This window comes from Enterobacter cloacae complex sp. P40C2, assembly GCF_014930695.1.
Classification (GTDB): domain Bacteria; phylum Pseudomonadota; class Gammaproteobacteria; order Enterobacterales; family Enterobacteriaceae; genus Enterobacter; species Enterobacter pasteurii.
Genome location: NZ_JADBRP010000001.1, coordinates 1,000,795 through 1,023,561 on the forward strand (window position 1 = coordinate 1,000,795; position 22,767 = coordinate 1,023,561).

The 22,767-nt window shown below is 59.8% G+C and carries 17 protein-coding genes; 9 read left to right on the forward strand and 8 right to left on the reverse strand.

Features of this window, described 5'->3' with window-relative positions:
• Window position 1: 1 nt before the first annotated feature.
• Genes gsiC through iaaA form a run of 4 tightly spaced genes read right to left on the reverse strand, consistent with a single transcriptional unit; the run spans window position 2 to window position 5,311 of the window.
• Window positions 2–922 carry a glutathione ABC transporter permease GsiC gene (gene gsiC, locus IM304_RS04820; RefSeq protein WP_193356587.1) on the reverse strand — a complete coding sequence of 307 codons (921 nt, stop codon included), beginning with the start codon at window positions 920–922 and terminating at the stop codon, window positions 2–4.
• A 5-nt stretch (window positions 923–927) separates the two neighbouring features.
• Window positions 928–2,466, reverse strand: coding sequence for a glutathione ABC transporter substrate-binding protein GsiB (gsiB, locus tag IM304_RS04825; RefSeq protein WP_193356588.1), 1,539 nt, complete (start codon window positions 2,464–2,466; stop codon window positions 928–930).
• Between the two features lie 23 nt (window positions 2,467–2,489).
• Window positions 2,490–4,361: a glutathione ABC transporter ATP-binding protein GsiA gene (gene gsiA / locus IM304_RS04830; RefSeq protein ID WP_193356589.1), complete on the reverse strand. Its 1,872-nt coding sequence runs from the start codon at window positions 4,359–4,361 to the stop codon at window positions 2,490–2,492.
• Window positions 4,362–4,372: 11 nt separating this feature from the next.
• Window positions 4,373–5,311, reverse strand: a complete 939-nt coding sequence (gene iaaA, locus IM304_RS04835; RefSeq protein WP_193356590.1) for a beta-aspartyl-peptidase — start codon at window positions 5,309–5,311, stop codon at window positions 4,373–4,375.
• Between the two features lie 189 nt (window positions 5,312–5,500).
• On the opposite strand from iaaA, the gene moeA reads away from it, so the two are divergent.
• Together moeA and moeB are read left to right on the forward strand one after the other, a co-directional pair.
• On the forward strand, window positions 5,501–6,733 hold the full coding sequence (moeA, locus tag IM304_RS04840) for a molybdopterin molybdotransferase MoeA (RefSeq protein ID WP_193356591.1): 1,233 nt from the start codon (window positions 5,501–5,503) through the stop codon (window positions 6,731–6,733).
• Window position 6,734: 1 nt separating this feature from the next.
• Entirely contained in the window at window positions 6,735–7,487 is a 753-nt protein-coding gene (gene moeB / locus IM304_RS04845) for a molybdopterin-synthase adenylyltransferase MoeB (protein WP_193356592.1), read from the forward strand.
• Between the two features lie 89 nt (window positions 7,488–7,576).
• Here the strand turns inward: moeB and fsa are convergent, their stop codons facing one another.
• A complete protein-coding gene (gene fsa / locus IM304_RS04850) occupies window positions 7,577–8,239 on the reverse strand; it encodes a fructose-6-phosphate aldolase (RefSeq protein WP_193356593.1) in 663 nt (220 codons plus the stop codon).
• A gap of 127 nt (window positions 8,240–8,366) precedes the next feature.
• Between fsa and IM304_RS04855 the strand changes: the two genes are divergently transcribed.
• From IM304_RS04855 to IM304_RS04870, 4 genes are all read left to right on the forward strand, one after another.
• Window positions 8,367–9,266, forward strand: a complete 900-nt coding sequence (locus IM304_RS04855; RefSeq protein WP_193356594.1) for a glycyl-radical enzyme activating protein — start codon at window positions 8,367–8,369, stop codon at window positions 9,264–9,266.
• A gap of 4 nt (window positions 9,267–9,270) precedes the next feature.
• Window positions 9,271–11,703, forward strand: coding sequence for a formate C-acetyltransferase/glycerol dehydratase family glycyl radical enzyme (locus IM304_RS04860; RefSeq protein WP_193356595.1), 2,433 nt, complete (start codon window positions 9,271–9,273; stop codon window positions 11,701–11,703).
• Between the two features lie 206 nt (window positions 11,704–11,909).
• Window positions 11,910–12,725 (forward strand): Cof-type HAD-IIB family hydrolase, encoded by an 816-nt coding sequence (locus tag IM304_RS04865; protein WP_193356596.1) that lies wholly within the window; start codon window positions 11,910–11,912, stop codon window positions 12,723–12,725.
• Window positions 12,726–12,875: 150 nt separating this feature from the next.
• Window positions 12,876–14,132 carry a DUF1479 domain-containing protein gene (locus IM304_RS04870; protein ID WP_193356597.1) on the forward strand — a complete coding sequence of 419 codons (1,257 nt, stop codon included), beginning with the start codon at window positions 12,876–12,878 and terminating at the stop codon, window positions 14,130–14,132.
• Here the strand turns inward: IM304_RS04870 and IM304_RS04875 are convergent.
• On the reverse strand, window positions 14,129–15,202 hold the full coding sequence (locus tag IM304_RS04875; RefSeq protein ID WP_193356598.1) for a LacI family DNA-binding transcriptional regulator: 1,074 nt from the start codon (window positions 15,200–15,202) through the stop codon (window positions 14,129–14,131). The two genes, IM304_RS04870 and IM304_RS04875, sit on opposite strands and share 4 nt — an antisense overlap.
• 286 nt (window positions 15,203–15,488) lie before the next feature.
• On the opposite strand from IM304_RS04875, the gene IM304_RS04880 reads away from it, so the two are divergent.
• Together IM304_RS04880 and IM304_RS04885 are read left to right on the forward strand one after the other, a co-directional pair.
• On the forward strand, window positions 15,489–16,790 hold the full coding sequence (locus IM304_RS04880; RefSeq protein WP_148418678.1) for an MFS transporter: 1,302 nt from the start codon (window positions 15,489–15,491) through the stop codon (window positions 16,788–16,790).
• Between the two features lie 17 nt (window positions 16,791–16,807).
• The gene (locus IM304_RS04885; RefSeq protein WP_193356599.1) at window positions 16,808–19,171 is read left to right on the forward strand and encodes a TIM-barrel domain-containing protein; all 2,364 of its coding nucleotides are present in this window, start codon (window positions 16,808–16,810) and stop codon (window positions 19,169–19,171) included.
• 90 nt (window positions 19,172–19,261) lie between these two features.
• On the opposite strand, the gene IM304_RS04890 is transcribed toward IM304_RS04885, so the two are convergent.
• A complete protein-coding gene (locus tag IM304_RS04890) occupies window positions 19,262–20,857 on the reverse strand; it encodes an ABC-F family ATPase (protein WP_003858434.1) in 1,596 nt (531 codons plus the stop codon).
• Window positions 20,858–21,079: 222 nt separating this feature from the next.
• Here IM304_RS04890 and ldtB point away from each other — a divergent pair, with 222 nt between their 5' ends.
• Entirely contained in the window at window positions 21,080–22,000 is a 921-nt protein-coding gene (ldtB, locus tag IM304_RS04895) for a L,D-transpeptidase (RefSeq protein ID WP_193356600.1), read from the forward strand.
• A gap of 45 nt (window positions 22,001–22,045) precedes the next feature.
• Here the strand turns inward: ldtB and IM304_RS04900 are convergent, their stop codons facing one another.
• Window positions 22,046–22,762, reverse strand: coding sequence for a GntR family transcriptional regulator (locus IM304_RS04900; protein WP_148418675.1), 717 nt, complete (start codon window positions 22,760–22,762; stop codon window positions 22,046–22,048).
• Between the last annotated feature and the right edge of the window lie 5 nt (window positions 22,763–22,767).

The window sequence follows — 22,767 nt, forward strand, 5'->3', positions numbered from 1 at the left end:
CTTATTTATACCTGATAGCCGGGTTAATGGCGGCGTAGAACACGTCCACCACGAGATTGATAAGAATAAATTCCAGCGAGAAAAGCAGGACTTCCGCCTGAATCACCGGGTAGTCGCGCATGTCGACCGAGTCGACCAGCAGACGCCCCAGCCCCGGCCAGTTGAAGACCTTCTCTACCACGATAGAGCCGCCCAGCAGAAAGCCAAACTGAAGCCCCATCATCGTCACCACCGGGATCATCGCGTTACGAAAACCGTGCTTGAGGATGACCCATTTCTCGCTAACCCCTTTCGCCCGCGCGGTGCGAATATAATCTTCGCTCAGCACGTCAACAAACGAGGCGCGGGTGAAGCGGGCCATCACTGCCGCAACGGCTGCGCCAAGCGTCATGGAGGGGAGAATGTAGTGCTTCCAGGTGTCGGCCCCGACGGTGGGCAACCAGCCCAGCTCGACCGAGAAAATCTGCATCAGCAGCATGCCCAGCGCAAACGCCGGGAAAGAGATGCCGGTGACCGCCAGCGCCATGCCGATTTTATCCGGCCAGCGGTTGCGCCAGACGGCGGCCACAATCCCTGCGCCCAGGCCAAATATCACCGCCCAGCCCATGCTGGCAAGCGTTAGCCAGAAGGTCGGCATAAAGCGGCTGGCAATCTCCTCCGATACCGGCCGACGCGACACCATCGAGATGCCAAAGTCTCCTTGCAGGACGTTACCAATGTAATGCAGAAACTGCCGGTACAGCGGCTGGTCAAGCCCCAGCTGTTTACGCACCAGCTCGATAACCGTCGCGTCCGCTTCCGGCCCGGCAATTAACCGCGCCGGATCGCCGGGCAGCATGTGGACAAACAAAAACACCAGCACGGCCACAATCAGCAGCGTCGGGATTAGCCCCAGCAGGCGTTTACACACATAATTCAGCATGAGTTTTATTTTAGATCCGCGTCGTCAAAGCTAAAGCCGGTATCCGGCATGATGTAAAAGCCGGTCAGCGCTTTGTTATGGGCCGACACCAGCTTTTCCACCACCAGCGGCACCCACGGCGACTCTTTCCAGATAATGTCCTGCGCCTCCTTGTACAGGCGCGCTTTCTCTTCCGGTTTGGTGGTTTTCAGGGCAGCGGCCAGATCCTTATCCACCTGCGGATTGCTGTAGAACGCGGTGTTGAACAGCGTTGGCGGCCAGTTCTGGGAAGCAAACAGCGGCGACAGCGACCAGTCCGCTTCACCGGTTGAAGCCGTCCAGCCGGTATAGAACATGCGCACGTTGCTCTCTTTCTGCCCTTTACCTTCCACCTCCGCCGCGCGCTGCCCGGCATCCATCGCCGTGACCCGCGCTTTGATGCCCACCTGCGCCAGCTGCTGCTGGGTAAATTGCAGCACCTTCTGAGCGGTACTGTGATTATGCGACGACCACAGCGTGGTGCTGAAACCGTCTGGATAGCCCGCCTCTTTCAGCAGCTCCCGCGCTTTTGCCGGATCGTACGGCCACGGCTGATAGCTCTGGGCGTATTCGATGGTCGGCGGCATCACGCCCGTCGCCGGAGTGGCGTAGCCCGCAAAGGCAACCTTCACCAGCGCCTGACGGTTAATGGCGTAGTTAATGGCTTCCCGCACCTTCGGATTATCAAACGGTTTTTGCGTAACGTTCATGCTGATGTAGCGCTGCATAATCGACGGGCTGGCCACCAGCTCCAGCCTGCTGTTTTTCGCCAGCAGCGCCGCCTGCTCGTAAGGGATCGGGAAGGCAAACTGCGCTTCGCCGGTTTGCAGCATCGCCGCGCGGGTATTGTTGTCCACGACCGGACGCCAGGTGATGGTATCCAGCTTCGGCAGCCCCTGCTGCCAGTATCCGGCGAACTTTTTCACCTTCACAAAATCGGTCTGGTTCCAGGTGAGCAGCTCGTACGGCCCGGTTCCCACCGGGTGGAAGCCGATTTCGTTGCCGTATTTTTTCAGGGCGGCGGGCGAAATCATGGCCGTCGCCGGATGCGCCAGAATATTGATAAACGCCGAGAACGGCTCTTTCAGGACGATCTTCACCGTCGCCGGATCGACCACCTCGGTACGGGCAATATTCTTATACAGGTTATAGCGCTTAAGACCGTTTTCCGGATTGCTGGCACGGTCGAGGTTAATCTTAACCGCCCCGGCGTTGAAGTCGGTGCCGTCCTGGAACTTCACGCCGGTACGGAGCTTAACGGTATAAACCAGCCCGTCGTCCGAAACGGTGTACCCTTCCGCCAGCACGTTTTTCAGCTTCATCTCTCTGTCCAGGCCAAACAGCCCCTGATAGAACGATTTCGCCACCGCCTGGGAAAGGGTGTCGTTCGCATCGTACGGATCCAGCGTCGTGAAGTTTGACCCCACTGCCACCACCACGTCTTTAGCAGCGAACGCGGGGGCGGCGGCCAGCGCGGCCGTCACGCTCGCGGCCAGCAGCCATTTACGAGCAACAAAAGGAACCATTGTGTTCTCCTGCCTGTTGTAGGTTATAACCGCGAGAATGCATTGTCCTGACGCGGTGGTGCGACAAAATGACCGGGTCCGACCTCACGCAGCGCCACGCGCTCCAGGGTTTCGCCCCGTTTACGAATATTGCTCGGCATGTCGTCCTGCAGCAGCACGCGCTGGGCGTGTCGATGCTCCGGATCGGCAACCGGTACGGCGGACATCAGCTTGCGGGTGTACGGGTGCTGCGGGTTTTCAAACACCGCCCGACGGGAGCCAATTTCAACAATCTGCCCCATGTACATCACCGCCACGCGATGGCTGATACGCTCCACTACCGCCATATCGTGGGAGATGAACAGAAACGCAATGCCCATATCCCGCTGCAGGTCGAGCAGCAGGTTAATGATTTGCGCGCGGATAGAGACGTCCAGCGCCGAAACGGACTCGTCGGCGATCACCACCTTCGGGTTCAGCGCCAGCGCGCGCGCGATGCAGATGCGCTGCCGCTGCCCGCCAGAAAATTCGTGCGGATAACGCCAGGCATGCTCCGGCTTCAGGCCCACGCGCTCCAGCAGCCACGCGACGCGGCGCTGGGCGGCCTCGCCGTCGAGCAGGTTATGCACCCGCAGCGGCTCCATGATCGAGTACCCCACCGTATGGCGCGGATCGAGCGACGCGTAAGGATCCTGGAAAATAAACTGTATATCCCGGCGCACCGCCTGCAGCTTGCTGTTGGGAAGGGTATCGATACGCTCGCCGTTGAAGGTGATGCTCCCCTCCTGCGACTCCACCAGCCTGAGCAGCGCGCGACCGGTGGTGGATTTACCGCAGCCGGACTCCCCCACCAGCGCCAGCGTTTCGCCCGGCCAGAGATCAAAGCTGACGTTTTCGACCGCGTGTACTTCGCGCTTCACGCGATTCAGGATCCCGCTTCGCAGCGGGAAGCGGGTCACCAGATCGCGCACTACGAGAATTGGCCTGCCGGGTACCACCGTATCCTGCGCGGTGTCGTCTTCCTGCTGCGCCTGCTGGCTCGGGGAAATCAGCGGAAAGCGGCGCGGAAAATCGCTGCCGTTCATGGCGCCCAGGCGCGGGACCGCCGCCAGCAGCGCTTTGGTATAAGGATGAACAGGCGCATGAAATACCTGCTCAACCGTGCCGGTTTCCACGGCATGGCCCTGATGCATGACCAGCACCCGATCGGCAATATCCGCAACCACGCCCATGTCGTGGGTGATAAAGATCACCCCCATCTCCATCTCCTGCTGCAGCACCTTTATCAGCTGCAGGATCTGGGCCTGAATGGTCACGTCGAGCGCCGTCGTCGGTTCGTCGGCAATCAGTACCGCCGGACGGCACGACAGCGCCATCGCAATCATTACCCGCTGGCGCATACCGCCAGACAGCTGATGCGGATAGCGGGACAAAATCGCGTGCGCCTCGGGAATACGCACCAGTTCCAGCATTCGCCTGGCTTCGTTGAGGGCCTCATCGCCGTTCAGCCCCTGGTGCAGGCGAATAGACTCGGCAATCTGCTCCCCCACCGGAAAGACCGGGTTCAGGGAGGTCATCGGCTCCTGGAAAATCATGGCGATATCCGCCCCGCGCACGCCCTGCATCTGCGACGCGCTGAGCTCGTTGAGGTCGATAACCTGGCGGTTCCTGCGGCGGAGCAGGATCTGTTCGCTGGTGACCCGCCCGCCCGTCTGCTCAAGCAGACGCATCAGCGCCAGCGCGGTCACCGATTTACCCGAACCGGACTCGCCGACTATCGCCAGCGTTTCGCCACGGTTGAGCGAAAACGACAGATCCTGAACCGCCGGGATAAACTGCCGCTCTTCCTGAAAGGCAATATTCAGCTGATGAACAGCCAACACTTCCCGACTGTCCAGCTCTTCACTGTGCGGCACGCGGCGCCCCCTTATTCACGATAAATTCCTGTGCTGGGCGCATCGCCGGCATACCCCCACGCCCGGTACATCCCTTCGCTGTTGAACGGCAGGGCTACGTTTCCTTCGCGATCCACCGCAATCAGGCCACCTTCGCCGCCCAGCGCCGGCAGCTTTTCCATCACCACCCGCTCGCAGGCCTCGCTCAGGCTTAAACCGCCGTAATCCATCAGCGCGGTGATGTCGTACGCCGCCAGCGCCCGAATAAACACCTCGCCGGTGCCGGTGCACGACACCGCGGCCGTGGCGTTATTGGCGTAGCATCCTGCCCCCGGCAGCGGGCTGTCGCCCACCCGTCCCGGCAGCTTATTGGTCATACCGCCCGTTGACGTTGCGGCAGCGAGGTTACCGGCTTTATCCAGCGCCACCGCGCCTACCGTGCCCATTTTGCTGCGTTCATCCAGCGGCGCGGAATGATCAAGCTGCGTCATCCCCGCGGTACGGGCTTCCAGCAGCTGGCGGTAACGCTCCTCGGTGGAAAAAAGATCGGGCGAGACCGCGTCCATTCCGTGTTCGACGGCAAATTGCTCCGCCCCCGCGCCCGTTAGCAGCACGTGCGGGCTTTGCTCCATCACCAGGCGCGCGGCAAGTACGGGGTTACGCAGGCGGCTGACGCCTGCTACCGCCCCCGCTTTCAGGGTGACGCCGTCCATCACGCAGGCATCCAGCTCGTGCGTTTCATCCCGCGTAAAGACCGAGCCAATCCCGGCATTAAACAGCGGGCACTCCTCCAGCAGCCGCACCGCCTCGGTCACCACGTCCAGCGCGCTTTCGCCCGCTTCCAGCATCCGCTGGCCGGTTTCCACAATAGCGTTCAGCGCATCTATATAACGCTTTTCCTGCTCGGGACTGAGCTGTGCACGGGTGATTGCCCCGGCACCGCCATGAATTGCGATAACCGCTTTACTCATTTCGCATCACCCATCAGCCTGGCTGGCTGCTTTTTCTATAAATATCATTATCGTCGATGAAACTTCAGATGATTTTTGAATATAGAAAGACGCAACTGTGATGTAAAGCGTACACCCATCGGGTCATACAGTTAGCCGCACTTTTCTGCCATAATGGGCGCTTTCGTTGTTACTCCGCAGGAGCCCACCATGGATTTTACCGCCGGACTGATGCCGCTTGAGGCGGCACTCTCGCAGATGCTTGACCGCATTACTCCACTGCACGACGTTGAAACGCTGCCCCTTGTGCGCTGTTTTGGCCGTATTGCCGCACGCGATATCGTCTCGCCGATGAACGTGCCGGGGTTCGATAACGCGGCGATGGACGGCTACGCCGTGCGTCTGGCGGATCTGCAACCGGGTGCGCCGCTGCCCGTGGCGGGTAAGGCGTTTGCCGGGCAGCCGTTCAGCGGTGAATGGCCAGCTGGCACCTGCGTGCGCATCATGACCGGCGCGCCGGTGCCAAAGGGTTGCGAAGCGGTGGTGATGCAGGAAGAGACCGAACAAACGGACGACGGCGTGCGCTTTATCGCCAGCGTCAAATCGGGACAGAACATCCGCCGCACCGGGGAGGACATTACCCTCGGCGCGACGGTCTTTGCCGCCGGGCAAAAATTGACAGTCGCCGAACTGCCGGTCCTGGCGTCGCTTGGCATCGCGGAAATTGACGTGGTTCGCAAAGTGCGCGTGGCGGTGTTCTCCACGGGAGACGAGCTACAGCTGCCGGGCCAGCCGCTGAACGAGGGGCAGATTTACGACACCAACCGTCTGGCGGTGCACCTGATGCTGGAGCAGCTGGGCTGCGAGGTGATTAACCTGGACATCATTCCTGACGATCCGGAAAAACTGCGCGCGGCGTTCATCGAGGCTGACGCGTCTGCCGACGTGGTGATTAGCTCCGGCGGGGTATCGGTTGGCGAAGCGGACTACACCAAAACCCTGCTTGAAGAGCTGGGCGAAATCGCCTTCTGGAAGCTGGCGATTAAGCCGGGCAAACCATTCGCGTTTGGCAAGCTTCCGCACAGCTGGTTCTGCGGCCTGCCGGGTAACCCGGTCTCTGCCGCGCTGACCTTCTACCAGCTGGTCATTCCGCTGCTGGCGCGGCTTTCCGGCAACAAGGCCAGCCCGCTGCCGGTACGCCAGCGCGTGCGTGCGGCAACGCGCCTGAAAAAATCCCCGGGTCGTCTCGACTTCCAGCGCGGCATCCTGTCGCGCAACGCCGACGGCGAGCTGGAGGTGAGCACCACCGGGCATCAGGGCTCGCACATCTTCAGCTCCTTCAGCCAGGGTAACTGTTTTATCGTGCTGGAGCGCGAGCGCGGCCACGTAGAGGCGGGCGAATGGGTCGAAGTGGAATGCTTTAACCACCTGTTCGGAGGCTGATATGGCGGTGGAGCTGAGCGACCAGGAGATGATGCGTTACAACCGCCAGATTGTGCTGCGCGGGTTTGATTTCGAGGGCCAGGAAGCGCTCAAGTCTGCCCGCGTGCTGGTTGTTGGTCTCGGCGGGCTGGGCTGCGCCGCCGCACAATACCTCGCCGCGGCGGGCGTGGGCAGCATGACGCTGCTGGATTTCGATACCGTGTCGGTGTCTAACCTGCAGCGTCAGACGCTGCACAGCGACGCGACCGTTGGCCAGCCGAAAGTAGAGTCCGCCGGGGCGTCGCTGGCCCGCGTTAACCCTGACGTTCAGCTCACCCTGATTGATGCCCAGCTGAATGACGAGGCGCTGTTTGCGCAGATTGCGCAGCACGATCTGGTGCTGGACTGCACCGATAACGTCGCCGTTCGCAACCAGCTTAACGCCGGCTGTTTTACTTACAAAACGCCGCTGGTGTCCGGCGCGGCAATCCGCATGGAAGGACAGATCAGCGTCTTCACCTATGCTGAAGGCGAACCGTGCTACCGCTGCCTGAGCCGCCTGTTTGGTGAAAATGCGCTGACCTGCGTTGAGGCGGGCGTGATGGCGCCGCTAGTCGGCGTGATTGGTTCGCTGCAGGCGATGGAAGCGATTAAGGTGCTGGCGCACTACGGCACGCCTGCGGCGGGGAAAATCGTGATGTATGACGCAATGACCTGCCAGTTCCGCGAGATGAAGCTGATGCGTAATCCGGGGTGCGAGGTGTGCGGAGGTTAAAGCAAACGGCAACCTTCAGGTTGCCGTTTTAGTGTTTGCTCCCTCTCCCTGTGGGAGAGGGTTGGGGTGAGGGCATCAGGGCGCCCCCGTCAGATCGACGTCCGTCCAAATGCCCCCTGCCAGTCCTGCTCAAACTTCACGATTGCCGCGTCCACCGCCGGAGAGGTGATAAACTGCTGCGCAACGTCCAGCGGCAGCGTGATGGACTCGCACCCTGCCAGCAGGCAGTCCAGCGCCTGACGCGGGGTTTTGAAGCTCGCCGCCAGCACCTTTGACTGCGGGGCATGCAGCGTCAGCAGCTGTTGCAGCTCAGCCACCGTCTGGATCCCGTCCCCGCCCTGCGCGTCCACGCGGTTCACGTAAGGGGCGACATAGTCTGCTCCCGCCAGCGCGGACAGCATCCCCTGGGCAGCGCCGTATACCGCGGTGCCCAGCGTCGGGATCCCTTCTGCCTTCAGCATTTTGATCGCCGCCAGCCCTTCAGCGGTCACGGGCACTTTTACCACCAGGTCGTTAATGATGGCACGCAGCTTGCGGGCGTCTTCCACCATCCCTTCGGCGGTGGTCGCCATCACCTGCGCGAACAGGCGGCCTTTACCGCCCAGCGCGTCGTGCAGCGCCGGCAGCAGCTCTTCCAGCGGAATTTTACCCGCCGCCACAATGCTGGGGTTGGTGGTCACGCCCGCCAGCGGGAAGATACGCGCCAGCTTTTTGACTGCCGCAACGTCAGATGTGTCGAGATAAAGTTCCATGATTTCACCCTCAAAATTAGCCTGCACTTACCCTATCACGACAAAACCTGCTCAGGAGTTGACCCATATCAAGATAACTTTCATTCGAAAGTAATTTAATCTTCATATGTAATCAGAGGGCGAGAATATGATCTTCAATATACAGCGTTACTCCACCCACGACGGCCCGGGTATTCGTACCGTGGTATTCCTGAAAGGCTGCTCGCTGGGCTGTCGCTGGTGCCAGAACCCGGAAAGCCGCGCCCGCACGCGGGACGTGCTGTTTGACGCGCGTCTGTGCCTGGAGGGCTGTGACCTGTGTCAGCAGGTGGCGCAAGGCTGTATCGACCGCGCGCTGAACGGGCTGATCATCCATCGGGAGAAGCTTGACGACGCCACGCTCGATGCCCTTTCCGACTGCTGCCCGACCCAGGCGCTCACCGTCTGCGGTGAAGAGAAGCAGGTTGAAGAGATTATGGCAACGGTCCTGCGCGATAAGCCCTTCTACGACCGCAGCGGCGGCGGGATCACCCTCTCCGGCGGCGAACCGTTTATGAACCCCGAACTGGCGCATGCCCTGTTCAAAGCCAGCCACGACCAGGGGATCCACACCGCCGTCGAAACCTGCCTTCACGTGCCGTGGCGCTACATCGAACCCTCTTTACCGTACGTCGATCTGTTCCTCGCCGACCTGAAGCACGTTGACTCTGAAGTATTCAAGCAGTGGACGGACGGCTCGGCAAAACGCATCCTGGACAACCTGAAACGCCTGGCCGCTGCCGGGAAAAAAATCACCATCCGCGTGCCGCTGATCCAGGGCTTCAACGCCGATGAAGCCTCTGTTACCGCTATTACCAACTTCGCCGCCGACGAACTCGGCGTTCACGACATTCACTTTCTGCCGTATCACACGCTGGGCATGAACAAATACACCCTGCTCGGCCAACCCTACTCTGCCCCTGACAAACCGCTGGATAACCCTGCCCTGCTGGACTTCGCGCAGCAGTACGCCTGCCAGAAAGGGTTAACCGCGACCTTACGAGGATAACACTATGACAACCCTGAATCTCAACACCCTCAGCGAGCGCATCAAGGCGCACAAAATGGCGCTGGTGCATATCGTCAAGCCGCCGGTCTGCACCGAGCGCGCCCGGCACTACACCGAAATGTATCAGCAGCATCTGGACAAGCCGATTCCGGTACGCCGCGCGCTGGCGCTGGCGCACCACCTGGCCGAGCGTACCATCTGGATCAAACACGACGAGCTGATCGTCGGTAACCAGGCAAGCGAAGTCCGCGCCGCGCCGATCTTCCCGGAATATACCGTTTCCTGGATTGAGAAAGAGATTGACGATCTGGCGGACCGTCCGGGGGCGGGCTTTGCGGTAAGCGAAGAGAACAAGCGCGTTCTGCATGAGATTTGCCCGTGGTGGCGCGGCCAGACGGTGCAGGATCGCTGCTACGGTATGTTCACCGACGAGCAGAAAGGCCTGCTGGAGACCGGCATCATCAAGGCTGAAGGCAACATGACCTCCGGCGACGCGCACCTGGCGGTGAACTTCCCGCTGCTGCTGGAAAGAGGGCTCGACGGCCTGCGCGCGAAGGTGGCCGAGCGCCGCTCGCGCATTAACCTGACGGTGCTGGAAGACCTGCACGGTGACCAGTTCCTGAAGGCGATTGATATCGTGCTGGACGCGGTGAGTCTGCATATCGAACGTTTCGCGGCCCTGGCGCGTGAAATGGCCGCCGGCGAAACCCGCGAAAGCCGCCGCGACGAGCTGCTGGCCATTGCGGAAAACTGCGACGTCATTGCCCACCAGCCGCCAAAAACCTTCTGGCAGGCGCTGCAGCTGTGCTACTTCATTCAGCTGATCCTGCAAATTGAATCCAACGGCCACTCCGTGTCGTTTGCCCGCATGGATCAGTACCTTTATCCGTACTACCGCCGCGACGTGGAGCTGGACCAGAGCCTGGATCGCGAGCACGCCATCGAGCTGCTGCACAGCTGCTGGCTGAAGCTGCTGGAAGTGAACAAGATCCGCTCCGGCTCGCACTCTAAAGCCTCGGCGGGCAGCCCGCTGTATCAGAACGTCACCATCGGCGGCCAGAAGCTGGTCAACGGTGAGCCGATGGACGCGGTAAACCCGCTCTCCTACGCGATTCTGGAATCCTGCGGTCGCCTGCGCTCCACGCAGCCGAACCTGAGCGTGCGTTACCACGCGGGCATGAGCAGCGATTTCCTCGATGCCTGCGTGCAGGTGATCCGCTGCGGCTTCGGCATGCCGGCGTTCAATAACGATGAAATCGTGATCCCGGAATTCATCAAGCTCGGCGTTGAACGAGACGACGCCTACGACTATGCGGCCATCGGCTGCATCGAAACCGCAGTCGGCGGCAAGTGGGGCTACCGCTGCACCGGCATGAGCTTTATCAACTTCGCCCGCGTCATGCTGGCGGCGCTGGAAGGCGGCCGCGACGCCACCAGCGGCAAGGTATTCATGCCGCAGGAGAAAGCCCTCTCTGCCGGTAACTTCGTCAACTTCGATGAAGTCATGGCGGCCTGGGATACCCAGATCCGCTACTACACCCGCAAATCCATCGAGATTGAGTACGTGGTGGACACCATGCTGGAAGAGAACGTCCACGACATTCTCTGCTCGGCGCTGGTGGATGACTGCATCGAACGCGCGAAAAGCATCAAGCAGGGCGGCGCGAAGTATGACTGGGTGTCCGGCCTTCAGGTGGGGATCGCCAACCTCGGCAACAGCCTGGCGGCGGTGAAGAAGCTGGTATTTGAGCAGGGCGTCATCGGCCAGCAGCAGCTGGCGGCGGCGCTGGCGGACGACTTCGAGGGGCTGACCCACGAGCAGCTGCGCCAGCGCCTGATTAACGGCGCGCCGAAGTACGGTAACGATGACGACGGCGTGGACATGCTGCTGACCCGCGCTTATCAGACCTACATTGAGGAGCTGAAGCAGTATCACAACCCGCGCTACGGCCGCGGTCCGACCGGCGGTAACTACTACGCGGGCACGTCATCCATCTCCGCAAACGTGCCGTTTGGCGCGGCGACGATGGCGACGCCGGACGGACGCAAAGCGCACACCCCGCTGGCAGAAGGGGCAAGCCCGGCTTCCGGTACGGACCATCTCGGCCCGACGGCGGTTATCGGCTCCGTGGGTAAACTGCCTACCGGGGCGATCCTGGGCGGCGTGCTGCTTAACCAGAAGCTGAACCCGTCGACGCTGGAAAACGACAGCGACCGCCAGAAGCTGATGGTGCTGCTGCGCACCTTCTTCGAGGTGCACAAAGGCTGGCATATTCAGTACAACATCGTCTCGCGTGAAACGCTGCTGGAAGCGAAGAAACACCCTGACCAGTACCGCGATCTGGTGGTGCGCGTGGCGGGCTACTCGGCGTTCTTTACCGCCCTTTCCCCGGATGCACAGGACGATATTATCGCCCGTACCGAGCATACGCTGTAACGAAGCATTCCCTCTCCCTTGAGGGAGAGCGGGAAAGGCGTACGCTGATGCCCTCACCCCAGCCCTCTCCCACAGGGAGAGGGAGAAAATATTAAAGCGGCAACGTCGGTTGCCGCTTTGCTTTTACTTTCGAATGAAATTAAATTTGTGCTCCCCGTCACCTTGTTATTAGAATGTTTCAAAACGCAGTGACCCAGGAGCACAGTATGACCGTTAAAGTTATCGTCACCGATATGGACGGAACTTTCCTTGATGATGCCAAGCAGTACGATCGTGACCGCTTCCAGGCACAGTTTGAACAGCTTAAAGCCCGCAACATTGAGTTTGTCGTTGCCAGCGGCAACCAGTATTACCAGCTCATCTCCTTTTTCCCGGAGCTGAAAAACCAGATCTCCTTCGTGGCGGAAAACGGCGCGCTGGTCTTCGATCACGGTGAGCAAATTTTCCACGGCGAGCTGACCCGCCATGAGTCGCAGATCGTGATTGGCGAACTGCTGAAAGACAAAGGGCTGAATTTTGTGGCCTGCGGTCTGGAGAGCGCCTACGTCAGCGACCAGGCGCCGGACGCGTTCGTGGCGCTGATGTCAAAGCACTATCACCGCTTAAAGCGTATCGGCGACTACTGCGACATTGACGACGTGCTGTTTAAGTTCTCTCTTAACCTGCCGGACAGCGATATCCCGAATCTGGTCGATAAACTGCACGAGTCCCTGGACGGCATCATGAAGCCTGTTACCAGCGGCTTCGGCTTTGTCGATTTGATTATCCCCGGCCTGCACAAAGCCAACGGCATCAGCCGCCTGCTGAAACGCTGGAAAGTCTCCCCGCAGGAGTGCGTGGGCATCGGCGACAGCGGCAACGATGCCGAGATGCTAAAGCTGGTGAAATATTCCTTTGCCATGGGCAACGCGGCCGACGCCATCAAAGCGGTGAGCCGCTACAGCACCGACGATAACAACCATCAGGGCGCGCTGAACGTTATTCAGGCCGTGCTCGACGCGCACTCCCCCTTCGACGCCTGATCCCTTTTCTGCCGGAGCCTCGCTCCGGCACCCTCACTCTTTTTCCATCCTGTGGTATCGGTCAAGGTTTTAAACTTGCATTAACTATTTTTTAACTTAAAGTATCACCTGTAGACACTTTTACTTTCGAATGAAAGATGCGAGGCAGTTATGACCTTTACCAGTGAAACGTTGCCGGCGGATCACAAAGCGGCAATCCGTCAGTTAAAACGTGAGTTACGCGCGCAGATCGGCGACGTGCAGGCGGTGTTTAATAAGCTCAGCGATAAAATTGCCACCCGCGTGGCGGAAATCAACGCCCTTAAGAACAAAGGCGAAACCGTCTGGCCAGTGATCCCATTCGCGGATGTGAAAAACGGCACCCTCACCGACGCTCAGCGCGAGGCCGTTAAACGCCGCGGCTGCGCGGTGATCAAAGGTCACTTCCCGCGCGAGCAGGCGCTGGCGTGGGATCGGTCGATGCTCGATTACCTCGATCTCAACAGGTTTGACGAGGTTTACAACGGTCCGGGGGATAACTTCTTCGGCACCTTAACGGCCTCTCGTCCGGAGATTTACCCTATTTACTGGTCTCAGGCGCAAATGCAGGCGCGCCAGAGCGAAGAGATGGCGCAGGTGCAGTCGTTCCTGAACCGCTTATGGACATTCGAGAGCAACGGCAAGCAGTGGTTCGACCCGGACGTGAGCGTGATTTACCCGGACCGCATCCGTCGTCGTCCGCCGGGAACCACCTCGAAAGGGCTGGGCGCGCATACCGATTCCGGCGCGCTGGAGCGCTGGCTGCTGCCAGCCTATCAGCAGGTCTTTGCCCGCGTCTTTGACGGCAACGTGGAAAAATACGATCCGTGGAACGCCGCGCACCGTACCGAAGTGGAAGAGTACACGGTGGATAACACCACCAAATGCTCGGTGTTCCGCACCTTCCAGGGCTGGACGGCGCTGTCGGATATGATCCCCGGTCAGGGGCTGCTGCACGTGGTGCCGATCCCGGAAGCGATGGCCTATATTCTGCTGCGACCGCTGCTGGACGACGTGCCGGAAGATGAGCTGTGCGGCGTGGCGCCGGGGCGCGTGCTGCCGATATCCGAGAAGTGGCATCCGCTGCTCATCGAAGCGCTGACCAGCATTCCGGCGCTGGAGGCGGGCGATTCCGTCTGGTGGCACTGCGACGTGATCCACTCCGTCGCGCCGGTTGAGAACCAGCAGGGCTGGGGCAACGTGATGTACATTCCCGCCGCGCCGATGTGCGAGAAGAACCTCGCCTACGCGAAAAAGGTGAAGGAAGCGCTGGAAACCGGCGCGTCGCCGGGAGATTTCCCGCGCGAGGATTATGAAAAGAGCTGGCAGGGCCGCTTTACCGTGAGCGATCTGAACATCCACGGCAAGCGCGCGCTGGGCATGGCTTAACTGTCGTACAGCCCTTCCCGCTCAACGGCGGTGCGTCGTTTCCCCTGACGTATCCGCCGCACCGACTCCCGCACCGTCAGCGTGCCGTTGAGCAGCAACGTTCCTACGGGCGCGTCCGGGCGCATCAGCCGCTGCTGAAGCATATATACCGCTTCCGTCCCCAGCTCGTCACGCGGGACATGTACCGCGGTCAGCGGCACGTCCTGAATCGCCGCCAGATTAAACCCGTCAATGCTCATTACCGAGATGTCCTGCGGCACGCGCAGGCCCTGCTTTTGGAGGGCGCTGATGGTGCCCGCGGCCATAAAATCGCCGCCTACCAGGAATGCCGTGGGCAGATCGTTGCCTTTCTGCTGGTTAAGCCACTCGCTCACCCGCTGCTCCGCTTCTCGTGCGCTGAAGCTCGATACGACCAGCAGATCGCGACGGTCGCTAAACGTCAGGTTATGGGCGCTCCACGCGTCGCGGATCCCCGACAGGCGCTGCTCCATGGTGTAGCGCCGCAGACAGAGCACGTTCATCACCTCGCGGTGCCCCATCTCGAACAGGTAATCCGCTGCCCGCTCGCCAATGGCGCGATGATCCGGCGCAACGGCAGGCAGGCGCATGTGCCGGTCGCGGCAGTTGATCAGCATGCAGGGTTTACCGACGTCCACCGCCAGGTCGTGGATATGCGGATCGTCGATGCCGAGGAGGATCGCCGCCTGGGTGTCCGCTTCGTTCATTCGCGCCAGAAACAGCTGGGCGTCGCTGTCGTTTTCTTCCAGCGCGCAGTAGCGCAGCCGAACCTCGTGCGAGGCAAGCCCTTTGCTAACGCTCTGGATCACGCGGTAGTAAAAGATGTCGGACCGCTCGTCAAACGCCCGCTGGGGAGCAAACACCACCAGGCTGTTAAGCAGCAGGCGCCCCGCCGCCATGCCCTCCATCACCCCAAGCTCCCGCGCGCACGCCAGCACCTTTGCGCGCGCTTTTTCGCTGGTGTTGGCCTTTCCCGCCAGCACGCGGGAAACGGTGCTGATGGAGAGCTGGGTACGGGCAGCGATTTCGGTGATTTTAAGCCTTTTGTCCATTTTGTGATCTGGCTCCATATGTGAAATGAAAAAATTTTCACAGTGTGTTTATCAGGTAATAGCTTAGCTGGCGGCCATAATGCCCAAAAACGCCCCGCATTTATGAGAAAGTTTGCACAAAATCCACTATTCCCTGCCCGTTTTCTTTCATAAGGTGAACCTGTCACACAACTTCCATACTAGTTGTATAGCAGCTTAAGTCTCTAAAACCGATAACTTTCAAAAACCTGACGCTGCGTGACGCCTGAACCTTTGTCCCCTTACCGTCCGTCTTGTGGAGAAGAAAATGAGTCAGGACATCAATAACACCCTTGCGACAAGCAAAACGCGTCGCGTCATCAAGAACCTGCGCTGGTACGTGCTGGTGCTGTTCCTTCTTGGCGTGACCGTCAACTACATCACCCGTAACTCGTTAGGCATTCTCGCTCCGGAGCTGAAGGAGAGCCTTGGGATCACCACCGAGCAATACTCCTGGATCGTCGGCGCGTTCCAGATTGCCTACACCATTTTCCAGCCCCTGTGCGGCTGGCTGATTGACGTTATTGGCCTGAAGATTGGCTTTATGGTCTGCGCCGGGATCTGGGCGCTGATGTGTATCTTCCACGCGGGCGCCGGAAGCTGGCTGCACCTCGCTATTCTGCGCTTCTTTATGGGGGCTTCCGAAGCCGCCGCGACGCCGGCAAACGCCAAAACCATCGGTGAATGGTTTCCAAAATCAGAGCGCCCCGTCGCCGCAGGCTGGGCGGGCGTGGGCTTCTCCGTCGGCGCGATGCTGGCCCCGCCTATCATCTACTTTGCCCACGCGTCGTTTGGCTGGCAGGGCGCGTTTATGTTTACCGGCGTGCTGGCGCTGGTGTGGGTGATCCTCTGGTGGGCGTTCTACCACAACCCGGAGCAGCACCCGAACCTCAGCAGCGATGAGCTGGCGTTTATCAAGCAGGATAACGAACCGCCTGCGGTAAAACTGCCCTTCCTGACCGCGCTGAAAACCGTCTCGAAGAACAAACGCTTTTACGGTATCGCCATTCCGGCCTTTATGGCGGAACCGGCCTGGGCGGTGCTGAGCTTCTGGGTGCCGCTCTACCTCGCCAAAGAGCACGGCATGGACCTGAAGCAGATCGCGATGTTCGCCTGGCTGCCGTTCCTGGCAGCCGATCTCGGCAGCGTGGCGAGCGGCTACCTCACCCGCCTCTACACCCGCTGGTTTGGCTGCACGCGCGTTAACTCGGTCGTGGCCAGCTCCGTAACCGGGGCATTTCTGATGATTTCCCTGGCGGTCGTGGCCGTGACCCGCGATCCGTATATCACCATCGTGCTGATCTCCATCGGCGGCTTCGGGCACCAGATTATCTCCTGCATGCTGAGCGCCCTGGTGGTGGAGTCGTTTGATAAAGGGCAGATGGCGACCGTCAACGGCATGCGCGGATCGGCGGCGTGGATCGCCAGCTTCCTGTTCTCTCTGTTAATCGGCGTGACCGCCGACAAAATCGGCTTCAACCCGCTCTTTATCGCCATGGGTTTCTTCGACCTGATTGGCGCTGTTTTCCTGGTGGCATTTATTGCTGAACGTCGCGCCAAGCGCGCCTGATAGTGGATGTATTGCATATGAAAACCCTGAAAAACTGGACCGTCGATAAACAGTCGGCGAATCATCTGGAACTGCTGGTGGATAATCAGCATCGCCTGTGCCTGTACGTGCTGGAAGAGAACCTGTTCCGCGTGCTGATCAAACGCAAAGGCGAGCTGGCGCTGGACCGTACCTGGAGCATCGCCCCTGAGCAGGACGTGCCGTGGGAAGGCCGTCGTCGTGACGATATTAGCGGGTTCTCCTGCCCTGCCTGGACGCTGGCGCAGGAGGGCGACACCTTAACCGTAGCGACAGAACAGCTGCGCGTAACCGTTCATCAGCCCCTGTGGCTCGAGTGGCACTACCGTAACGACGCGGGCGAGTGGCAGCCGCTGGTCAACGACCGCCCGACCAGCGCCTACCTGCTGAACGCCCACGGCGACGGCGTGGCGCACTATCTGAGCCGCCGCCAGGACGAGCGTTTCTATGGCCTCGGCGAGAAAGCGGGTGATTTACAGCGCAACGGCAAACGCTATGAGATGCGCAACCTCGACGCGATGGGTTACAACGCGGCCAGCACCGACCCGCTGTACAAGCACATCCCGTTTACCCTTACCCGCCGCGACGACGTGAGCTACGGCCTGTTTTACGACAACCTGAGCAGCTGCTGGCTGGATCTGGGCAACGAGATCGACAACTACCACACCGCCTACCGCCGCTGGCAGGCGGAAGCGGGCGATATTGATTACTACCTCTTTACCGGCAGCCGCGCGCTGGACGTCACTAAGGCCTTCGTTCGCCTGACCGGGAAAACGCTGTTCGGGCCGAAATGGAGCCTGGGCTACAGCGGCTCGACCATGCACTACACCGACGCGCCGGACGCGCAGAACCAGCTGATGAACTTCATCCGCCTGTGCGACGAGCACGCCATTCCGTGCGACTCGTTCCAGCTCTCCTCCGGCTATACCTCCATCAACGGCAAGCGCTACGTCTTTAACTGGAACTACGACAAGGTGCCGCAGCCGAAGGCAATGAGCCAGGCGTTCCACGACGCGGGGCTGCGGCTTGCGGCCAACATCAAGCCGTGCCTGCTGCAGGATCACCCGCGCTACGGTGAAGTGGCGGAACGCGGCCTGTTCATTCGTGATTCAGAAACCGATGCACCGGAACGTTCAAGCTTCTGGGACGACGAAGGGTCGCACCTCGACTTTACCAACCCGCAGACGGTGCAGTGGTGGCAGAACGGCGTGACCACGCAGCTGCTGGAGATGGGCATCGACTCAACCTGGAACGACAATAACGAGTACGAGGTGTGGGACGGAGAAGCGCGCTGCTATGGCTTCGGCAGGGAGATCGCCATCAAGCACATTCGGCCGGTGATGCCCCTGCTGATGATGCGCGCCTCGCTGGAAGCGCAGCAGCGCTTCGCGCCGGATAAACGTCCTTATCTGATCTCCCGCTCTGGCTGCGCGGGGATGCAGCGCTACGTCCAGACCTGGAGCGGCGACAACCGCACCAGCTGGGACACCCTGCGCTATAACATCCGCATGGGGCTGGGCATGAACCTGTCCGGGCTGTTTAACGTCGGCCATGACGTCGGCGGTTTCTCCGGGGACAAACCCGATGCCGAGCTGTTTGTGCGCTGGGTGCAGAACGGCGTGATGCATCCGCGCTTTACCATCCATTCCTGGAATGACGATCGCACGGTGAACGAGCCGTGGATGTATCCGGGCGTCACGCCTGCCATCCGCAGCGCGATTGAGCTGCGCTACCGCCTGCTGCCGTATCTCTACACCCTGCTCTGGCAGGCGCACGCCGACGACGAGCCGATGCTGCGCCCGACCTTCCTCGATCACGAGCACGACGCGCAGACCTTCGAAGAGTGCGACGAGTTCCTGCTGGGCCGCGACCTGCTGGTGGCAAGCGTTGTGGAAGCCGGGCAGCGCGAGCGCCGCCTCTGGCTGCCGGACAACGAAACCGGCTGGTACGATTTTTACACTCACGAGTGGTTCTCCGGCGGGCAGTGGATCGCCCTGGATGCACCGCTGGAAAAACTGCCGCTGCTGGTGCGTGCAGGAGCGGGCCTGCCGCTCAGCGAACGCATCCGGCACGTGAGCGCCGATAAAGACGATACCCGCGAGCTGAAGCTGTTCCCGGTGAAAGGCGTCGGCACCAGCACCGGTCTGCTGTTTGAAGACGACGGTGAAAGCTGGGGCTACCAGAACGGCAACGCGCTGTGGGTAGAGTGGGAAATGGTATGCGACGCGACAACCATTAACCTGAAGGTCAACGCGCGCGGCGACTATCGCCCGGCGTGGAAAGCGCTGAAGGTGTCGTTGCCGGCGGGGGAAAAACGCAAGCTGCTGGTGAATGGGGTTGAAGGGGGCGAATGGGTGGTGTAGTTCGGCCTGATGCCCTCACCCTAACCCTCTCCCACGGGGAGAGGGAATAGAACGTAGGCCGGGTAAGGCGAAGCCGCCACCCGGTTTTTTTTAACTCTCGATACCTTTGCTGCGCAGGTAATCTTCGTAGTTACCGGTGAAGTCCACCACGCGCTCTGGCGTAATTTCAATCACGCGGGTCGCCAGCGAGCTGACGAACTCACGGTCGTGGGAAACGAAGATCAGGGTGCCCTGATACATCTCCAGCGCCATGTTCAGCGATTCGATAGATTCCATATCCAGGTGGTTGGTCGGTTCGTCCATCACCAGAATATTCGGTTTTTCCATCATCAGCTTGCCGAACAGCATACGGCCCTTCTCTCCACCGGAGAGCACTTTAGCAGGCTTTTTGATGTCGTCCTGGCTGAACAGCAGGCGCCCCAGAATACTGCGCACCGCCTGCTCGTCGTCGCCTTCCTGCTTCCACTGGCTCATCCAGTCGAAGACGGTGAGGTCGTTTTCGAATTCGTATTCATGGTCCTGCGCGTAGTAACCAATCTGCGCGTTTTCAGACCACTTCACGGTACCGTTGTCCGGCTGCAGTTCGCCGACCAGGGTTTTCAGCATGGTGGATTTACCCACGCCGTTGGCGCCCAGAATGGCAATCTTCTCGCCCACTTCCAGCAGCAGGTTGAAGTTTTTAAACAGCGGACCCTCATCGAAGCCTTTGGTAAGGGCTTCCACTTCCAGCGCGTTACGGAACAGTTTCTTGTCCTGCTCGAAGCGGATGAACGGGTTTTGACGGCTGGAGGCTTTAACTTCTTCCAGCTTGATTTTGTCGATCTGACGGGCGCGCGAGGTGGCCTGACGCGATTTAGAGGCGTTGGCGCTAAAGCGGCTGACGAAGGATTGCAGGTCAGCAATCTGCGCTTTCTTCTTGGCGTTGTCGGCCAGCAGACGTTCACGCGCCTGGGTTGCCGCCGTCATGTATTCGTCGTAGTTGCCCGGATATACGCGCAGCTCGCCGTAGTCCAGATCCGCCATGTGGGTACAAACCATGTTCAGGAAGTGACGGTCGTGCGAGATGATGATCATGGTGCTGTCGCGATCGTTGAGCGTCTGCTCCAGCCAGCGGATGGTGTCGATGTCCAGGTTGTTCGTCGGTTCGTCGAGCAGCAGAATGTCCGGGTTAGAGAACAGCGCCTGGGCCAGCAGCACGCGCAGCTTCCAGCCTGGCGCGACTTCGCTCATCGGGCCGTAATGCTGTTCGACCGGAATGCCCACGCCCAGCAGCAGTTCGCCCGCACGCGCTTCCGCGGAGTAGCCGTCCATTTCGCCGTACTGGGTCTCCAGATCGGCCACTTTATAGCCGTCTTCTTCGCTCATTTCGGCGAGACCGTAGATACGATCGCGCTCCTGCTTCACTTCCCACAGCTCCGCGTGCCCCATGATCACGGTGTCGAGCACGGTGAACTCTTCGAAGGCGAACTGATCCTGACGCAGCTTACCGATGCGCTCGTTCGGATCGAGCGACACGTTGCCCAGCGTCGGCTCTAAATCGCCGCCGAGGATCTTCATAAAGGTGGATTTTCCGCTACCGTTGGCACCAATCAGGCCGTAACGGTTGCCGCCGCCAAATTTGACGGAAATATTTTCGAACAGCGGCTTACTGCCAAACTGCATAGTGACGTTGCTGGTAACTAACACGGAGAGATTCCTGCGAAAAGTGTGATAAACGCGGCATTATGCCACAATTCCGAATTGAGATCCCGTGTTGCGGCATTCCACTAAACTTTAACAAATTCGAAAAAAATGTGATTTCGTACACATCTGAATTCACTGTTAGCGGGAATGCACATATAATGCGCTCCCATTACAGATTCAGTCTTATCAACTCATCGCCGGAATGGCTTAGATACCTCGCATAACATGAACATGAAATTAACAACGCTTTTTGCGGCGGCGTTAGCCGTAGTAGGTTTTTGTAAGACCGCTTCTGCGGTGACGTATCCCCTGCCTACGGACGGTAGCCGTCTGGTGGGTGAAAACCAGGTGGTGACGGTACCGGAAGGCAACACCCAGCCGCTGGAGTACTTTGCGGCGCAGTATCAGCTCGGCCTGTCTAACATGATGGAAGCTAACCCGGGCGTTGACCCGTATCTGCCGAAAGCGGGAACCGTGCTCAACATCCCACAGCAGCTGATCCTGCCGGATACCGTGCACGAAGGTATCGTGATTAACAGCGCCGAAATGCGTCTGTATTACTACCCGAAAGGCACCAACACCGTGATCGTACTGCCAATCGGTATCGGCCAGCTGGGCAAAGATACCCCGCTGAACTGGACCACCAAAGTTGAGCGTAAGAAAGCGGGCCCAACCTGGACGCCAACGGCCAAAATGCACGCCGAGTACATCGCTGCGGGCGAGCCGCTCCCGGCAGTTGTGCCTGCCGGCCCGGATAACCCGATGGGCCTGTACGCGCTGTACATTGGCCGTCTGTATGCGATTCACGGGACCAACGCCAACTTCGGTATCGGCCTGCGCGTAAGCCACGGCTGCGTGCGTCTGCGTAACGAAGACATCAAATTCCTGTTCGAAAACGTGCCGGTCGGCACGCGCGTGCAGTTCATTAACGAACCGGTGAAGGCGACGTCAGAGCCTGACGGCAGCCGTTACATTGAAGTGCACAACCCGCTGTCCACCAGCGAAGAGCAGATCAACAACAACGAAATCGTACCGATTAAGCTGACCAGCGCGGTGCAGTCCGTTACCTCTCAGGCGGACGTGGAAACAACCATTGTTGACCAGGCGATTCAGAACCGTTCCGGTATGCCTGTGCGCCTGAACTAATCGCGAAACGCGTAAAAAAAGCGGGCTTTGATGCCCGCTTTTTTTTTATCCGTTATTGACGATAACGATGCCGCCGTGGTCGTAACGATAGTGACAGTGCGCGTACTCCAGCGGCGTACCGTCCTCCAGATAGATCACCTGCTCCACCTCCAGCACCGGATCGGTTTGCTCGCAGACAAGATGCTGCATATCCAGCGCGCTGGGCTTCAGCGCCCGCACCACGCGATACGACCCCATGATCTTCAGCCCCAGCGTCTCCTGAACATACCGGAACACCGAACTCTCAAGATGGGTTTTATTCAGGCCGGGCACCAGGCTGAGCGGCATCACGGTGGAATCAAGCGACATCGGCTCGCCGTTCAGCAAGCGCAGACGGATAAAATCGTAAACCGGCGTATCCGGGTTAATCATCAGCGACGCCTGCTCTTTCTCGTTCGGGAAGCGCAGCTCAAAGTGCACCACCTGACTGCTCACCGTGCCCAGATGCTCCCAGGTTTTGGTTGCGCCGAAGTAGTCGCTGCCGGAGAGATCCCACTGCGACAGCTGAAGGAAGTTTTTGCGGATAAACGTGCCCTGCCCCTGGCGGGTATACACCAGCCCTTCAACGATCAGCTGGCGCATCGCCTGCTGAATGGTCATCCGGCTGGTGCTGAACTCCGCCGCCAGCGCAAACTGGTCCGGCAGCGGTTCATTGGCGGCGTACTGCTGGCTGATAATCCGTTTCTTAATTTCCCGCGCTATGGTGATGTACTTCGCCGCCATCGTCC

What these genes read in the sequence shown, in the direction of transcription:
- gsiC (WP_193356587.1), bottom strand. Translation starts at nt 922, where the DNA reads ATGCTGAATTATGTGTGTAAACGCCTGCTGGGGCTAATCCCGACGCTG.
- gsiB (WP_193356588.1), bottom strand. Translation starts at nt 2,466, where the DNA reads ATGGTTCCTTTTGTTGCTCGTAAATGGCTGCTGGCCGCGAGCGTGACG.
- iaaA (WP_193356590.1), bottom strand. Translation starts at nt 5,311, where the DNA reads ATGAGTAAAGCGGTTATCGCAATTCATGGCGGTGCCGGGGCAATCACC.
- moeA (WP_193356591.1), top strand. Translation starts at nt 5,501, where the DNA reads ATGGATTTTACCGCCGGACTGATGCCGCTTGAGGCGGCACTCTCGCAG.
- moeB (WP_193356592.1), top strand. Translation starts at nt 6,735, where the DNA reads ATGGCGGTGGAGCTGAGCGACCAGGAGATGATGCGTTACAACCGCCAG.
- fsa (WP_193356593.1), bottom strand. Translation starts at nt 8,239, where the DNA reads ATGGAACTTTATCTCGACACATCTGACGTTGCGGCAGTCAAAAAGCTG.
- IM304_RS04855 (WP_193356594.1), top strand. Translation starts at nt 8,367, where the DNA reads ATGATCTTCAATATACAGCGTTACTCCACCCACGACGGCCCGGGTATT.
- IM304_RS04860 (WP_193356595.1), top strand. Translation starts at nt 9,271, where the DNA reads ATGACAACCCTGAATCTCAACACCCTCAGCGAGCGCATCAAGGCGCAC.
- IM304_RS04865 (WP_193356596.1), top strand. Translation starts at nt 11,910, where the DNA reads ATGACCGTTAAAGTTATCGTCACCGATATGGACGGAACTTTCCTTGAT.
- IM304_RS04870 (WP_193356597.1), top strand. Translation starts at nt 12,876, where the DNA reads ATGACCTTTACCAGTGAAACGTTGCCGGCGGATCACAAAGCGGCAATC.
- IM304_RS04875 (WP_193356598.1), bottom strand. Translation starts at nt 15,202, where the DNA reads ATGGACAAAAGGCTTAAAATCACCGAAATCGCTGCCCGTACCCAGCTC.
- IM304_RS04880 (WP_148418678.1), top strand. Translation starts at nt 15,489, where the DNA reads ATGAGTCAGGACATCAATAACACCCTTGCGACAAGCAAAACGCGTCGC.
- IM304_RS04885 (WP_193356599.1), top strand. Translation starts at nt 16,808, where the DNA reads ATGAAAACCCTGAAAAACTGGACCGTCGATAAACAGTCGGCGAATCAT.
- ldtB (WP_193356600.1), top strand. Translation starts at nt 21,080, where the DNA reads ATGAACATGAAATTAACAACGCTTTTTGCGGCGGCGTTAGCCGTAGTA.
- IM304_RS04900 (WP_148418675.1), bottom strand. Translation starts at nt 22,762, where the DNA reads ATGGCGGCGAAGTACATCACCATAGCGCGGGAAATTAAGAAACGGATT.